Source organism: Veillonella sp. S13053-19 (assembly GCF_002959835.1).
GTDB lineage: Bacteria > Bacillota > Negativicutes > Veillonellales > Veillonellaceae > Veillonella > Veillonella rogosae.
In genome coordinates, this window is the sequence record NZ_PPDA01000011.1 from 13,201 (window position 1) to 30,293 (window position 17,093).

Here is a 17,093-nt window from a genome sequence, read left to right on the forward strand (position 1 = left end):
AAAGGTGTTTACTATGGCAAAGAAAAAAACAGTAGAAGAATTACTGCGTGAACAACAATTATTTGAAGAACAATGGGAACGTTTAGAAAAACGTAAACGTGCTCTTGAAATGAAAAAAAAGAAAATGTTTAGACAAACATTAACTGCTGCACAAGATTTATTTTTAGATTATGGGTTAGATCTTAAAGATCTATTTTTAACTGTTGGTGTAGCCTCTTATATTAAAGAGCAAATTGAAGCAGGTCATATTAGCATTGAGTCATTAACTGAAAATGGTAATGCTATTATTGCTGCGAAAGTAAAAACAGTTGAATCAGTAAATAACGGAGAACAACAAGAAGGATAATTATGGCTATTTCTTCATTAGTTACTACTTTCCTAGGGCCTGATATTTTACCTTATTTTGATGATCCAGATATTGTAGAAATATATACTAATAAAGGTTACTACTGGGCTGAATCATTTGAAAAAGGACGATACAACACAGGTATACCTATAGCAGATCATACTATTGTTGATGTTATAAAAGCGGTATCTGGTGAAGTAGGGCTTGTAATAGATAGCTATTTACAAGCTAACTACCAACCACTAAATTGCCGATTTCAAGGTCAATTTGATAAGAGTATTACCGATGAACCTACATTTGTATTTCGTAAGCGTGCTAAAAAAATTATCACTATACAAGAATACTTAGATCAGGGCCGCCTTAGTCAGACACAATATGAGTTTTTAATACAAGCAATTTTAGATAGAAAAAATATTGTTATTGCTGGCGGCACAGGTTCTGGTAAAACTACATTTGCACAAGCGGTACTTTTAGAAATTACAAGATTATGTCCACACCATAGATTAGGTATATTAGAAGATACACCTGAAATTCAAGTTCGTTCTAATGACAGCTTTTTTTTACATACATTTGATGGTAATAAGTTGCAAGATGAAATTACCATGCGTGATTTACTAAAAGTATCACTTCGTATGTCTCCAGATCGTATTGTTATTGGTGAGGTTCGTGATGCATCTGCATTAGATGTTATGAAAGCTTGGAACACTGGTCATAATGGCGGGATTTGTACTGTTCATGCTACATCCCCAGAATTAACATTAGATCGACTAGAAGAATTGATTATTGAAGAGTATCAATCAGGTAGCTTTAAAAAGTTAATTGGTAATTCTGTAGATATAGTAGTATTTTTAGATAAAATTGGTGAAATTAATCGTTCTATTCAATCCATCATATCAGTGCATGGGTATGATGAAAAAGAGAGAGAATATCGTATAGTTGAAGAAGTTTAAGAGCATAGGAGTATATGTCATGAAAGTATTTAAAAATGTAAAACATATGGTAGCTATTCAAGCTGTTATATTAATGGAGTTAATTTCTAATTTTGCTTTTGCAGCTAGTGGCGGATTAAACAACTGGACATTAGGTAAAAAACTTAATGAATTAGGCGAATTCTTTATTTCTGATATTTTAGCTCCTATTGGTGTCATAGTTGTTATTGCTGCTGGTATTATGTTAGCTCGTGGTAATTCTGGCCAAGGTGTTGGGACTGCTATTAAAGCTATTGCTGGTTTAACATTAGCAGCTGCAGCAAGTGGTATTGCATACTGGATTATTGGTAAATAATATGTCAAATAATGAATTATTATCGTCAAAAGTTCACCGTTCACTCACTACAGAAATGAAGTGGGGCGGTTTACCTCGTAATATATTCTTATCATTTTGTGCGATTACCTGTTTTCTAATTCTAGTCGCAGTATTATTAAAGATTAGAATTGGTTTTATCGTATTAATTAGTGGATTAATGTATCTATGGGGAAAATGGATGACAGATCAAGATCCTCAATATTTTAAAATCATCTTTCATGCGATAAAAAATAATAAAGGTGTATATAAATCAGAATAAATTATTTAACACTAAAATAATTTAAAATAGTGTTATTTTATATCAAAGAGAGAGATATATTTAATGAGTGAAATAATAGAAACAGCTAGTACTAAGAATAACACCTATATGAAGGACTATATACCATGGTTTCATATTGAAGATAACTCTGTAGTGGTCAACACAAATGGATCCTATCAGATTTCATTTGTATTTTCTGGGATGGACTTCACTACAAAAACAGAATCAGATATAGAGATGTTTGTAAATGGGGTTAATATTGCTTTAAAGCAATTACCAGAAGGATATATTGCTTACTTTGAACTACAACGTAACATTATCCATGAGTATAACCCTGCACAATTTAATGACAGCTTATTAAACTATATTGAACAACAACGTGAACAGTATTTTAATACTCGTAATTTCTATGAATCAAAATCATACTTAACACTAGTCTATAAACCTGAAACAGATAATATAAGTGAACTTATGAGTTTGATTGAAGGTATTGATAATACTGGTATTCATGATTTTATTAATGTAATTACAAATAAAAAAAATCCTGATATTGATCAGGAACGAATTACATTACTTAAACATCAAGTAGAGAGTAAAGCAGAATTAGTAGCTAAAGATGGTCAAGCAGTAGCTCAATTATTAGCCACTTATTTTGCTGATATTAGGGTACTAACAATTGATGAAACACTGACCTATCTACATTCACAAGTTAGTCCTATCCAACAAGAAATAAAAGGAAATTATAGAGATTTCTTATCTTATTACTTAACTGATAGTAGTTTTATTGGTGGTAAAGTTCCATCATTAGGCGACTATTATGTAGGTATTATTTCGATTATAGATTTCCCTGTATCAACATATCCATTTATGTTAAGTGGTTTAAATAACTTGAAAAGTGAATTTAGATATTGTACTCGATTCATACCACTAACAAAAGAAAAAGCTATTGCACAGCTACAAAGTAAAAGTAGAAAATACGTACAACAAGCTAAAAGTGCAGCAGCGTTTATTCTTGATTATTTTCGTACTACTAGCTCTGCTGATATAGATACATTCAGCTTGGCAAATGCCAATGATGTTGATGCAGCCTATCATAAGATTGCATCTGATCAGGTATCTTTTGGCCACTTTACAGGAACTCTTGTATTCTACAATAAAGATAAAAAAGTATTAGAAAAAGATATTCAAAAAACACTTACTATTATTACTAATACAGGCTTTATTGGTCGAAAAGAATATACAAATATTGAAAATGCCTTTTTTTCTACCATTACAGGCTGTTACCAGTACAATATTAGAAGCTATCTAATGAAAAGCACTAATTTTATCCACAATTCACCATTATCTTTTAAATGGTCTGGCGAAAAAGAGAATAAATTTTTCAAAGAAAAAGGATATAAAAATTATCAAGCTTTATATCAAGGTATTTCGTCAGGTAGTGTTCCGTTTTACTTGAATTTACATCAAAAAGATATTGCTCATACTTTAATTACAGGTGCTACAGGTGCTGGTAAATCTGTCTTGCTTAATACGATAGTAGCTAATTTCTTTAAATATGATAACTCTAAAGTCTTTGTATTTGATAAATCTGCAAGCTGTAGAGTGTTATGTAAAGCTATTGGTGGCAATTTCTATAACCTTATGGTAGATACAGAAGCACTTAATTTCCAACCACTCGCTAACATTACTGATGATCCAACAAATCGTACAGAGTTAGATTGGGCTTTTGATTGGATTAAAGACTTTATTAATCAAGATGGTGAGCCTTTAACACCAGCACAAAGAACTACTCTGTATAATGGTTTAAAAACTGTAGCTCACTTACCACAAGAAGAGAGAACTATTACTGCCTTAAAAACTGTAGTGAATGACTATGATATTAGAGAACGATTAACCCCTCTTACTAAAGATGGTAACTATGGTAACTTATTCGATAATACAAAAGATAAATTTGGCACAGGATCCTTCCAAGTCTTTGAAATGGAAGAACTGATGCAGCGGAAAGATATCGTGGCTACAACACTTGCCTATATGTTCCATAAAATTGAGCAACAACTTACAGGACAAGGACCAGCATTAATTGTATTAGACGAATGTTGGCTATTCCTAGATCACCCTATTTTTAAGGAAAAAATCCGTTCATTTATTAAAGATTTACGTAAAAAGAATGCAGCGGTTGTATTGGCTACACAAAACTTAACAGACCTAAAAGAAGATATTAAGCCTGTTATTCAAGAAAACGTATTCACTAAAATTTATTTACCTAATCATAATGCAACAAACCCAACAATCAAATCCTTATATATTGATTTTGGCTTAAATGAAATTGAAATTGAACAACTTAAAGAGATGAAACCAAAACAAGACTATTTCTACTATTGTAATGATGGTAAATCTATCTTTAGACTTGATTTACAGCCAATTGAGTTAATGTTTTATGGTGCTACATCTAAAGAGGATCAGCTAAAAGTAGAATCTTTAAAGCATTTATCACAAGAAGAATTCATTAATGAATGGATTGAATATAAAAGTAATACAATACGACCATAAGGAGAGGGATGCCGTATGAAGTTTGAGAGAATTATAAACGCTTTTACAACTCTATCCAAAACCAAAAAAATTGGTGTTATAGGGTTAGCTATAACCCTTTTAACAACATCAACAAGTACAGCTTACATTGTACATGATCCAGTTAATGCAGCTAAATTAATGCAACAAATTAAGCAATATAGAGAGATGATTGCACAACAAAAAGCATTACTTAGTATGAAAGCAATGGAAATACTTGGACTAGATCAAAAGGTAATTGAACCTATTAATAAAGAAGTTGATAAAGCAAATAAAAAGATAGCAGAACAATTCGATAAATTAAATACATTACTTTCTGGAAAACGAGACGGTAAAGAAGTATCTGCTAAAGAAGCATTACAAACTGAATTAGTCGATTTATCTGCATCTGGTAAGGATCCAAAAGATATTACCGATAAAGAGTTTGTAGATGCTTATAATTCAAATTTAAGTAAACTACAAGTAGTAAACACACAATTAATTGATCAAATTACAAAAGTAGAAGCGTTACAGCGTGAACAAGAAACTCGTGTACAGAAATTAATGCAATTAGCTCAACAGTATCAAAATAATACGAATGCAAGTATTCAAATTAACAATCAGTTAAAACAAGAGCAACTAGTCGCTCAAAATTTAAATACACGAGTTGAAGGTTTAAAAGTAAAGCAAAATGCTATAAAAAGTGAAATAGAACGTATAAATAACACTAATGCTAAGGTTCTGAGTCAAAAAATATATAGCCAATTTGATGACATGCATAAAAATGCTGTAGAAAAAATAGAAAGTAGTCAATAGGTGATGCTATGAAATATAAATTATTAATTGCTATCATTATTATTGCCTCTATTTCAGGTCTTGTATTCGCTGAAGATGGAACCACGGCCTCATCAATTAATGGCATTAAAATGTCAGATAGTGGGTATCTTAATGCATTTATCAATGAATTAATTAAAATCTGTAACGCAGGTATTACTCGATTAAAACCATATGTATTAGGATTAATGGCCTCAATACTAATGTGGGATATCATTACTAAATGGGATATATATTGGGGAAAACAGGATTATTCTGAATTTTTACCATTACTTGCAAGAGCTACGTTTTTTGTTCTATTAGTTGAATCTTGGTCAACAGTATTAGATTTATTATTTGATTTTGGGAATCAAATAGGTGTAACAGCATCAGATGCTGGTAAAACAGGTGCTGTATTTGCTAATGAGGCTGTTACTCCCTCTACGATAATAGAAGAAGGGGTTGCAAATGCTACAGCTATTTGGAAATTTATTTTTGATCCAAGTGGTAATTTAATAGTTGAATCTGTAAAAGCTATGGAGCAAGTCTCCTCTGGACAATTTTGGTCTTGGTTTGGATTAGGTATTCTTGTATTACTTTTATTCTGTTTTATTGCTTTTAGTTATATGTATACGATTGCAGAATTCTATGTTATAGGCACAATCGCAGTAGTCTTATTGCCATTTGGTTTATTTGAGCGAACTAAAGCAGTAATAGATAAATTATTAAACTTTTTCTTCATTTCTGTTATCAAGGTAGCGTTGTTCGTCTTTCTAATAACCATCATTAATCCATTGATTAATGATATGTACAAAAATTTCCAAGATAAACTGACAGATACTGGTTTAGTTCAACCCATATTACTTTATGCAGTTATCTCATTAGGTGCTTTAGCTTATTTAATTTTTAAAGTGCCTGCATTTGCTGCCGCTTTATTTAATGGTGCTATTAATTCACCACCTAATATAGCGAGAGGCATTAAAGATACTGCTATGACAGTAGTCCAAGCTGTATTGGCCGTTAAAACTGTTGGTGCCTCACAAGCTGCTGCTGCCTCCTCTGCTAAAACCGCTGAAACAGTAGGTAACATTGAAAAAACAGTGAATAGTATGGATGCAAGTATGAAAGCTAATCAAAGCTCTCGTGCTGTTGAACAAATGGAAGCTACATCTAGTGGCTCATCTAGGAATGGTAACACGAGTTCAGAAAGTGGTAATAGCAGTACTTCTAATAATACTTCAGTTCCTACAGAAACTTCTAAAGATTCGAATAGTATCGAAACTAGTAGAGCTAAAAATGCACATCAATCAACGGATAAAAATGATAGTGGTAGCACTAGATCTAGCGAAACATCATCTAACACAAACGTAACTGAAAGTACATATTCAAATGGTGGTACTAGCTACAATGGCTCTTATGACTCTACATCTTATGAATCTCTGCAAGAGAACCATAATAATAATATGAGAAACCTAGAAGATACTTCCAATGGATCCTCTAGAGATAATCAAATATCTAGATCAACAACTACTCCACAGCATCTAGGTCAAAACGCCGCTGCTAATACAGATGATATAAAGACTTCAGAATCTGTAAGTCAACAAGAATCTTCTAATCGAATTAATCAAGCACGAAAAAACGCTTCTAAAGATAATGATTAGTGAGGGGGGAATATAATGAAACACAAATTATTCATTCCCCTACTATTACTGTTCGTATTGTTCATTCCATTTACATCTAATGCTTTAGAAAATTTACCACATAACTCAAAAGGTTGGTATGGTGGGCCTGTTACAAGCCCATTTGGCTATCGTGTACATCCAATTTGGGGTACTACTATATTCCATGAAGGGATTGATTTAGGTCTACCAGAAGGAACACCAGCCCCAGCTGCAGCAGATGGTGAAATTACACATTCTGGCTGGATGGGTGGATATGGCAACACTGTACAAATAAGAATGGCTAATGGTCAAACCTTAAGATATGGTCACATGTCTGAAGTCTATACATATGTTGGCCAAAAAGTAAAAAAAGGGGATGTAGTTGGTCTTGTCGGTAGTACAGGTAACTCAACAGGCCCTCATTTACATATTGAATTAAGAAATGATTATGATGTATTAGATCCAGAAGCTTTTTATATTGCAGCAGGATGGACTTTTGATGGTACAGCTTCTACACATGATCCTAGACCAGTTAAAGGTCAAGACTTTAAAAATAAATCTATTGATATGAAAGCATTCTTTAATACAACGATTGATTTAACTAGTCATATAACAACGATTATCAAGGCTATTGTAAAAGCAATTAGATTAGTTAATAGTTATGTTTTACAGTTACTAATATCATTAATCATATTAGATTTATTATTTAGATATGGATTAGCAGTATGGCAAAAAAGAAAAGAAAGCTTTTTAGCAGATTTTACAGGAAAAATCGCTAAATATACTTTCTTTTCAATGGTAATCATTAGCTGGAAATACATTTCTGAGTTATTTAAAATTACCGCTTTTGATGTAGCAGATACAACCTATAAAGGCACACATACAACAGAATATATTATGTCTGATCCTTCTTTGTTTTTACAAAGTATTGGCCATTTATTAACTAAATTCTATACATCAAGTGTATTTGACATCATAACAACTAACCCTTATGCTAAAGCAGCTTTAGAGGGAATTGCTGCAATTAGTCCAATTTACGAAATGTACTATAGCATGATACATTTTTTCTTTATCATTCTAATCTTAAGTACATTATTTATTATGTGCTACGTTTCATGGACTATTGTATATTTCTATTTAACATCATTTTGTTGTTTGTTAGGAATTCCATTTGCCGCTTTTTCAATTACTCGACAGCCAACAGTCATGATGTACAAATCGTTTGGATTACAAATATTACATCTGATTGTTATTGGTATGATATGTAATTTTGTATATACAACAATTACAACAACAGCAGAAAGTGATTTTGGTTTATCTGAATTAATTTACACCACAGTTAATGTCTTACTAATGGCTTATTTATTACCAAAAATGACAAAACATATGAATGCAGCCTTAGCTGGATAGGAGATTATCATGAAAAAAATATTATTATTGCTAGTAACAATACTATTGATATGCTGTATTAGTGGATGTGGCAATAAGTCGGTAGAAGATATCCAAGGACAATACACGAACACTAAAGATAATTTAAAAGATGGACAAATAAAAGAATACTTTATAGATGTAATTGATAAAGATACATACTTCTTTAATGATCCATCAATGGAGTTAAATTTTATAATAAAACGTCATAATGATGATTTAAACAAAGATTATTATGAATTAAAACATGTATATGTAAATAAGAAAACATTTGAAATTAAAAGTAATATGGGAGCTGTCATAGGTAAATTTAACCCAGATAATGGTGATGTCCTATTCAACGACGTAAATTATACTTATAAAGATAAAACAATCCCAAATCCAGAAGACACTAAGTATACTATGGATACTCTATTTAGTAATCTAATGGATGCTAATTTACCTAAATATCAACACTCATATAGTCATTTACCAAACTCTATTTTAATAAGACAAACAATTTATTATTAAGGTAATCTATTATGATTAACAGAAAAATCTTAATAGGATTAAGTATTTCACTCGCTATAACACTTCCAATTATAGGCTTGGCAAAGTTTCATGGTGGTAAAGTATCTAACCCTAAAGCAGGTAGACTCTTCCAACAAGAAATTGAACAAATCAAAGAATTATATGACCTTAGAGGTGTATATAATGAAATGAAAGCTGCTGCTAATGATATAACAGATGTTAAAGGTTTTTGGAAAGATTTTAGTGGAAATATTACATCTGCAATTAACAATAAATATAAGCAAGGTATCTTTGCAGAATCAAATCAAAAGAAAAAGATTCTAGAGCTTACAACTAATATTGAGTGGATGTCTAAAAATGAACTTGTAGAAAAATGGGTAACCAATAATGCCTTAGTAAAAAAGACAAATGAAGCTGTATTTGATCGTGCTACACATTATATGGAAGAATCAAATAAACGTTTACAAAAATCTTTAGATCTAAATAAAATCACTACAAATGGTGCTAATACAGGTCTTATTAAAGAGAACTTAAACGATAAAGCTTCCTACGATATGCAAATCATAAAAAATAATACTTCTATGTCTGGTACTACAGGTGAACTATTACATGAAATATCTAAAATAGAACAAACTAAAGATACACAAGGTTCTGTCATGATATTTAACAATCCAGAAACAGCAGAAAATCAGGCTAATAGAGAAAAAGCAATGATTGAAGCTGGCATAGAAACACCACATAAATTACCATCATTTTTAGATGATAACTAATTAAATTAAAAAAGCCACCAAAATAAATTATAATAGTTTATTTTGGTGGCTTTTATATTAAAATATAACACTCTCTTTATTATACTATTTACAGATTGAATAATAAGTCATCTAAATCACCTGATGGCTGCTTCGCACAATTTCGTGCGAAGCTTTTTGTATATAAAAAAATTTATATCAAACGCACTAAAACAAGCTAAATAAAATTATTTTACATTATTTTAATGTATTTAATATTGAAAAAACTATTATAACTTGATATACTAATATTGGTTGATGGATAAGTCATCTAAATCACCTGATGGCTGCTCCGCACAATTTTGTGCGGAGCTTTTTTTCTGCTGGGTGGGCCCTCTAATCTATTAAAAGTGAGCTACTAACGGAAAAAGAAAAATGAGCTGAAAGTTTTTAGCTAACAGCTCACTGATACTTTATTTACTCAATAAGTATAGTAATACTATTAAGAGTAAAAGGTTGATGGATAAATTACTCATATTAAATCACCTCCTTTTCCATAAACAAACCAAAGCGTAGCGTAGGTATAATGGAGAAGGAGGTGATTTAATCCCTAGAATGCAGGGTGGGTGACCAGAAAAAAAGCGTAGCAACTACACTAGAAACGCTAATAAAATACAAATATCATTATCAAAACAATTCTTTTTACATTATTTTACATTATTATAATATAAAAACAATTGCTATAATAAGTTCTATTTGTTATAATAAAAAAGTAATTTGAGTGATCGTCCTTATGGTGCGGGCATTGGGCAGCATGGGCGGGAATGTAAAATAAAAACAGGGCTAAGGATGCAGCCTTAACCCTGTTAATATTACTTGCTGGTTAATAGTAGTATTAACATCAACAATACAATTAATTCTACTGTAGACATTCTCATCACCACCTTCCATTTAAAGCTAATTTCAATGCAACAAAAAAAGACATCTTGTCAACTGCAATGCAGTTTAGCTAGGTGTCTTTTTTTTGTTATAATCATCTATATTTTATAGGTGGTGATGAGAGTGTCGAATACACTAAGCAAGTAATTTTAACAATAAATATAAAAGCATCCGTGTTTTTATTTTACAGGGGGCAAAGCACCATAAGGACAAATATAATTATCATATTACCTATAAATAGATTACTTACATTTCTGACTTTTATATCTACATAAAGGTACCCTTTTAAGTCATATCTGGTATTATAAGAATATACTATACACAAAATAAACCCATTTTACTTTATAGATATACATAAAGTAAAATGGGTTTATAGACATATAAGGGGGTAATATATGAATATTAATTTTGGATACGCTCGTGTTTCTACAAATGAACAAACAGCAGATCGTCAGATTGCAGAATTATTAAAATATGTAACAGATGAACGTTACATTTATGTAGACAGTGCCTCTGGTGTAACAAATGATAGACCAGATTTGAATGCCTTAAAAAGAGCGATTAGAAAAGGTGATCACCTCTATATACATGAATTAGATAGACTTGGTAGAACTAAAGAAGTGATTAAACAAGAATTAGAATATTTCAGAGATCAAGGAGTAATTGTACATTTTTTAGATGTTCCAACTACGATGATTCAATTTGGTGAATATGGAAAATTTGAAAAAAATATATTAGAACTAATCAATACGCTTCTAATTGAAGTATTAACAGTGCAAGCTGAACAAGAGTACCTTCGCAGCAGCAAACGACGCTCAGAAGGAATATTAGAAGCTAAAAAGCGTGGTGTAAAGTTTGGCAGACCAAGATATACATATCCTATAGAAATGAATCAATGGTATCAGGAATGGAAGTCTGGAAAAATTACAGCTGTCGCTTTTAGGAAACGACTTAATTTATCTAATAGTGGTTTCTATAAAATTATCAAACGTTACGAAGAAGAAAGAATGTTTTAAATACAAATAGGAAAATACTATGACTCGAACAACCACTGTAATAAGTCAGCTATCTGAATTTAGAAAATTAGTCATACAAGCTATTTTTTCAGATGATGATCTCAGTAAACTCTTTTCACTAAAAGGTGGTAGTGCATTAGACCTAATCCATAATATTACATATCGGTCTTCGATTGATGTTGATGTAGCTATGCAAGATGACATATCACCTGAAAAGATTCAAATCATAGCCAACAAACTTGAAATCGCACTACAGTCGATATTTAATGAATATAATCCAGCCTACAGTATATTTCAGTTTAAATTTGAGGCAAGACCAGCTAAACAAAATATAGCCTCAAAGGAGTTTTGGGGCGGATATAGAGTTGAATTTAAAATTAGAAAAGGAATTCATCCTATTAATGAATTACCAGATCCACAAAAAGCAGCTCGAGAAGCCGAAGTAATTAATCCTTCAACTCAAAGTAAAAAATTTATGATAGATATTAGTAAATATGAATTTACTAATCAGAGCGAAATTAAATATTTAGAAGGATATCCAATAAAAGTATATACATTAGAAATGATTGTCTATGAAAAATTAAGAGCTATTTGTCAAAAATTACCAATTTATGAACATGCTCATAAGGATATCCAAGCTCGGCCAAAAGATTTTTATGATATTTACATGATTATGAATGATCAAACACATATAAAATTTGAATCACTTGAATTAGATATATTAGAAAAATTTTTTGATGCAAAAAATGTTCCCTTACACCTTTTATTTGAAATTTCAAACTTTAAAAAAGAAATTTTTGATACAGGTCTTTTAGAACTAAAAGATACCCTTTATTATGATGAACTTAAAGCATTTAACCCAGACAAAGTATTTGAATTTATAATAGATGGAATCAATAGAATTCCTAATATAGACACTATAAATAAGAAGGATAATATAACCTCCAGCGATTAGAAAATTTAGGATTTTCTAATCCTCTATCTAAATAAAAGTTATATTCTAATTCACAATCTTCAAAAAATAAGTCAACTTTTTCTGGATCAATACCAGCGTACTCTAAACAAAATCCAATAGCTTGTTCAAAGGGATATACATACTCTTTTTTTCTTAAATATGTTTTTAACTTAACAATTTGGACTGTATCAACAGATTTATAGGCTTTAATAATTTCATTTATTCCACCTGATAATTCTGGTCTAACAATAATATCAATTAATGTACGTTCTACATTAGTTACAGGTATAATTAATCCTGTAGACAACATAATCGATTTCACACCAATTTTTTCGCTACTAGGACTATTAACTAATACAAATCTATAACCATTAAATGTATAGCTAACCTCTTTAGCTTCCTTTTTTTCAGAAAAAGCTAGATCAATCTTAGATTGCTCTAGCTTTTTATTACGATTAACTAATTTAGTTTCACGATCATACGTTACATAGATAGTTTTTGGTATCTGTTCAGTCATATTATTTAGAAACATAGCACTATAATGACTAATATAACTGCGTGGTTTTAAGTTAATCGCTATTTCATAAACGATATCTTCGCCATATTCATTAATTTTCCATCCATATAGTATTTTTGCACCTAAGTCAATTTTTTCTAAATATGATTTTTCTATTAAAAAATCCACAAACTTTTGAAAGGTTGTGGCATAACTTAAATTCCACTTCTTGTTATTTGAGTTAAAAATAATCATTAAGTCATGGATTCCATATATGATTTTGTCATTATTATCAAAATATTGTTCTATTTTTGATTTCGCTAACATGATATTAGGTATTCTTGCCATATTATTTTCCTTTTTATCCATTGTGTAATATGCGTATACGCATATTACACTACTTAGACTTATTTGTCAAATATATAATTTATATAGAGCAATAGCTTATAAAGTCACATACTCTATTTCTATATTTAAAAAGCATATTATAATGTGCATGCACATTATATCATAAAATAAATAAAAAAACAAATCACTAATAAATACTTCATCAATATACTAATTAGATTAGCATATACGATACTAATATGTAATTATTACAACGTGCTAGTTAGACATATCTTATATAACTAGCACGTTGTAATAATTGAGTCCCCTTTTGGGGATTTAGGGGGTAGTAATAGATATTTATCATAAAATACGCTATGCTATGAAATATATAGATGCTATTTCCCAATCTATATAGTAGTTTTCTTATAAAACTATACATGAAAAGGATTCACTAGATTAATTAGTGAATCCTTTTTATATACCAAAATACATTAAATTAATTTACTTTACCATTAAATAATTTTAATGTATAATGCATTTATAATAATTTTTTTTGATACAAAAAGGATGTGAAAAAATGATTATAAACATAGCTCATACTAAAGGTGGTGTGGGAAAATCAACATTAGCAACAAATCTAGCAGTAGAGATGAACTGCCCTATTCTCGATCTAGATATGCAAAAATCATCATACTTTTTCAATGAATTACGATCCTTACCAAAACTTACTATTTTAGATGCTAATAACAGAGATGAATTAAAAGTATTAGAACCATTTGCAGGTAACAATAAACAACATATTATTGTTGATAGCGGTGGTATGGATAATGATATTAATCGTCTAAGCCTTGTTTATGCTGATATTATTCTAACACCAATTAGTACATCTCAAATTGAGTTATTTGGTCTTGAAAACTTCAGATCCATACTAAAAGAGCTAGATGCTGAAAACAAAGATTATATCATTCTAAACTCGATTAACTTACGCAGCAAACAAGAATTAGAAGGATTTAAAAATATTCTAATCAACGAATTTAATTTGACAGTTTTACCTACTATGATTAGCAATTTAAAAATATTTAAAGATGCTTTTGCTGATGGAAAATCAGTTGTTGAAAAAAATAAGCTTTCACCAGCAGCAGAGCAAATGCAATCATTAATCAAAGATATCAAACAAATTATCAAATCATTATAAAAAAGGATTAATTAACAATGGCAACAACATTCAAAACATTATCTAAAAAACAAGAAAATGCTATAAAAAATGCATCACAAAAAGTAACACCAGATATAAAACCAAAAAGAATTGCTAAATCTATCTACCTAACACCAGATCAAAGCGAAGCATTAAAAGAATATGCAACCAGCAAAGGTTTAACTGTAACTGCTGTATTAAGATTAATTGTAGATAAAACAATTAACGAAAACTTTGAAAATATCATCTAAAAATATATAATCTCCACATTTGTGAGTCCTATCTCTCATAAAATATCCCTTTATTAGTCGGAAATATCTCCGTATAAATTAATAAATAAATCTAATATTGTGCCCAATAAAAGAATTTTATCAAACAAATTAATATAGTAAAAAACTCCGTATTTTAATCTATACGGAGTTTTCTATATATTTTAATGTATTCTACTTAAGACCATTCTTCTATACAAGATTTAATTACATTGATAGCGTTTTTATCAATTTTAATTCGCATAACAGGATTTTGATAAAATAAATCTTGTTGTTCAATTTGTTCTATACAAACATATCTTTTTTCAAAACCACTTAATTTAACAATATCTTTATGTTGATCAATTAATTCCTTTACTTCTTTCTCAAATTTAGCTCGATCTGCTTCGTTTTCTATTAAATTAAGTCTTTTTTCTCTTTCAGCTTCAATTTCTTCAATAGTAGAAAATGTAGCTTTACAATCAGAGATTAAGTAATTTGGATGCCCCCAAAATGTATCACCGTTTCGTTTCGATAATAAAACTAAAGGTTTACCACATTTAGGACATAAAATATCTTCTTTTCGTTGTTCTATTAGTATTTGATTAGCATTATTTTCTGAAACCGATATAGATGAATCTTCATTACTTAATGTATATTGCTTTTCTTTATTAAATCTAAAAACAAGATATTTAATTGAACGACCTTCTCTAATTTTCTCAATACTAAAATTCTTAAAATACTTAGGCATTTCTTTTTCAATAATAGGATTAAGAATTTTATCAGTTATTCTTTTCATTGTATAAGATTCTGGTATATCAAGTAATCTCTTAAAATCATCTACTTTAACTCTATATTCACCGGTAGATTTAAATTGCTTCAATAAACGATACAAATGTTTAGAATAAATAGATTCAAGTCCATTAAATTCTTGTAACTCAAACATTGTAAAGTTTCGAGTTAAATCATTTAATAAATAAGAAAATTCACTATTAATTTGAATAGATACTATTTCATTTTCTCTATCACCTAAAAATTTAGTAAATAATACAAAATAACCAAATTTATTACCATTATCATAAGTAACTTTAAGAGTACTTAACTTTCCATATATATTTTTTATTATAGAAACAAATTCATCTTGATTAGCGGTAGTAACTGATGCTAGACGCTTTATTTCATTAAAAGAAAATGTAACTTCATTTGTTCCTTGATCTCTTATAACAGAACAAATCGCAAATAGAATATCCACTTCACGAGTAGTTAAACCAGATAAAGCGATTTTATTAAGCTCATTGTGATATTTAATCATAGGTTTAAACCATTCCATATTTTTTTTTACATAGAAAAAGTAACATGATATAATTCATGTTAGCTCTATCTATAGCTCCTTTCTATTAACTTAGAAAAATAATTATCGGACAATAATTATTTTACTATAGATAGGGCACCTTTTACAATAAAAAGGTGTCTTTTAAATAAAAAAAGACACCTTTTTTTATTTAAGGTGTCCTTTAGGTCGGAAAATGTCTCCTTATTATGATCTATGCTGGTATTAAGTAATAAAAAAATATAGATAAATACTAGCTTCTTTTATATTCAGCATCACAAATTTAATAGCTAAAAAAAAGGTGTCCTTTAGGTCGGAAAATGTCCCTTAATAAGTCGGAAAATGTCTCCTTATTATGATCTATGCTGGTATTGAGTAATAAAAAAACATAGATAAATACTAGCTTCTTTTATATTCAGCATCACAAATTTAATAGCTAAAAAAAAGGTGTCCTTTAGGTCGGAAAATGTCCTCTCATGAACCAACAAAAAGGGTATCTGAAACTCCACAAAAAGGGTATTTGAACCAAAAAATAGTATTTATCTATTCAATAAATACAGATAAATACTGGATTCATTGATATCCAGCATTACAAATCTAATAGCTAAAAAAAAGGTGTCCTTTAAGTCGGAAAATGTCCCCTTATGGATCTAACTTAGCTAAAAAAAAGGTGTCCTATTAGATACTAGTTAGCATTCTATATAGTTTATAAATGCAGGTATTTACTGCATTTATAGATGATTCTAACACCTTAATATCCTGACTAAAAAAAAAGGTGTCCTTTAGGTCGGAAAATGTCCCTTAATAAGTCGGAAAATGTCTCCTTATTATGATCTATGCTGGTATTCAGTAATAAAAAAATATAGATAAATACTAGCTTTCTTTGATATCCAGCATCATAAATTCAATAGCTAAAAAAAAGGTGTCCTTAACAAAAAAAAAGGTGTCCTTAACCTAAAAAAAAGGTGTCCTTAACAAAAAAAAAAG

16 protein-coding genes are annotated in these 17,093 nt (G+C 29.8%); 14 read left to right on the top strand and 2 right to left on the bottom strand.

Going from position 1 to position 17,093, the window contains the following annotated elements; genetic code table 11:
• Window positions 1–13: 13 nt before the first annotated feature.
• From VEHSUH06_RS07270 to VEHSUH06_RS07320, 12 genes are all read left to right on the top strand, one after another.
• On the top strand, window positions 14–346 hold the full coding sequence (locus VEHSUH06_RS07270) for a hypothetical protein (RefSeq protein ID WP_105098351.1): 333 nt from the start codon (window positions 14–16) through the stop codon (window positions 344–346).
• Between the two features lie 2 nt (window positions 347–348).
• The gene (locus VEHSUH06_RS07275) at window positions 349–1,296 is read left to right on the top strand and encodes an ATPase, T2SS/T4P/T4SS family (protein ID WP_105098352.1); all 948 of its coding nucleotides are present in this window, start codon (window positions 349–351) and stop codon (window positions 1,294–1,296) included.
• Between the two features lie 19 nt (window positions 1,297–1,315).
• The gene (locus VEHSUH06_RS07280; RefSeq protein WP_105098353.1) at window positions 1,316–1,630 is read left to right on the top strand and encodes a TrbC/VirB2 family protein; all 315 of its coding nucleotides are present in this window, start codon (window positions 1,316–1,318) and stop codon (window positions 1,628–1,630) included.
• A gap of 1 nt (window position 1,631) precedes the next feature.
• Window positions 1,632–1,910 (top strand): VirB3 family type IV secretion system protein, encoded by a 279-nt coding sequence (locus VEHSUH06_RS07285; protein WP_105098354.1) that lies wholly within the window; start codon window positions 1,632–1,634, stop codon window positions 1,908–1,910.
• A gap of 63 nt (window positions 1,911–1,973) precedes the next feature.
• Window positions 1,974–4,460 carry an FtsK/SpoIIIE domain-containing protein gene (locus VEHSUH06_RS07290; protein ID WP_105098355.1) on the top strand — a complete coding sequence of 829 codons (2,487 nt, stop codon included), beginning with the start codon at window positions 1,974–1,976 and terminating at the stop codon, window positions 4,458–4,460.
• Window positions 4,461–4,475: 15 nt separating this feature from the next.
• Complete coding sequence (locus VEHSUH06_RS10710) at window positions 4,476–5,273, top strand: hypothetical protein (protein WP_158251716.1); 798 nt, start codon at window positions 4,476–4,478, stop codon at window positions 5,271–5,273.
• An 8-nt stretch (window positions 5,274–5,281) separates the two neighbouring features.
• On the top strand, window positions 5,282–6,931 hold the full coding sequence (locus VEHSUH06_RS07295; protein ID WP_105098356.1) for a type IV secretion system protein: 1,650 nt from the start codon (window positions 5,282–5,284) through the stop codon (window positions 6,929–6,931).
• A 15-nt stretch (window positions 6,932–6,946) separates the two neighbouring features.
• Window positions 6,947–8,341, top strand: coding sequence for a M23 family metallopeptidase (locus tag VEHSUH06_RS07300; RefSeq protein WP_105098357.1), 1,395 nt, complete (start codon window positions 6,947–6,949; stop codon window positions 8,339–8,341).
• Between the two features lie 9 nt (window positions 8,342–8,350).
• On the top strand, window positions 8,351–8,869 hold the full coding sequence (locus tag VEHSUH06_RS07305) for a hypothetical protein (protein ID WP_105098358.1): 519 nt from the start codon (window positions 8,351–8,353) through the stop codon (window positions 8,867–8,869).
• A gap of 11 nt (window positions 8,870–8,880) precedes the next feature.
• On the top strand, window positions 8,881–9,639 hold the full coding sequence (locus VEHSUH06_RS07310; RefSeq protein ID WP_105098359.1) for a hypothetical protein: 759 nt from the start codon (window positions 8,881–8,883) through the stop codon (window positions 9,637–9,639).
• Window positions 9,640–10,931: 1,292 nt separating this feature from the next.
• A complete protein-coding gene (locus tag VEHSUH06_RS07315; RefSeq protein WP_233187908.1) occupies window positions 10,932–11,552 on the top strand; it encodes a recombinase family protein in 621 nt (206 codons plus the stop codon).
• Window positions 11,553–11,571: 19 nt separating this feature from the next.
• Complete coding sequence (locus tag VEHSUH06_RS07320) at window positions 11,572–12,507, top strand: nucleotidyl transferase AbiEii/AbiGii toxin family protein (RefSeq protein WP_105098360.1); 936 nt, start codon at window positions 11,572–11,574, stop codon at window positions 12,505–12,507.
• Here the strand turns inward: VEHSUH06_RS07320 and VEHSUH06_RS07325 are convergent.
• Window positions 12,470–13,372 (bottom strand): hypothetical protein, encoded by a 903-nt coding sequence (locus tag VEHSUH06_RS07325; protein WP_146251405.1) that lies wholly within the window; start codon window positions 13,370–13,372, stop codon window positions 12,470–12,472. The two genes, VEHSUH06_RS07320 and VEHSUH06_RS07325, sit on opposite strands and share 38 nt — an antisense overlap.
• A gap of 538 nt (window positions 13,373–13,910) precedes the next feature.
• Here VEHSUH06_RS07325 and VEHSUH06_RS07330 point away from each other — a divergent pair.
• Window positions 13,911–14,528, top strand: coding sequence for a ParA family protein (locus tag VEHSUH06_RS07330; protein ID WP_105098362.1), 618 nt, complete (start codon window positions 13,911–13,913; stop codon window positions 14,526–14,528).
• Window positions 14,529–14,545: 17 nt separating this feature from the next.
• A complete protein-coding gene (locus tag VEHSUH06_RS07335; protein ID WP_105098363.1) occupies window positions 14,546–14,779 on the top strand; it encodes a hypothetical protein in 234 nt (77 codons plus the stop codon).
• 196 nt (window positions 14,780–14,975) lie between these two features.
• On the opposite strand, the gene VEHSUH06_RS07340 is transcribed toward VEHSUH06_RS07335, so the two are convergent.
• Entirely contained in the window at window positions 14,976–16,106 is a 1,131-nt protein-coding gene (locus VEHSUH06_RS07340) for a RepB family plasmid replication initiator protein (protein ID WP_105098364.1), read from the bottom strand.
• Window positions 16,107–17,093: the final 987 nt, after the last annotated feature.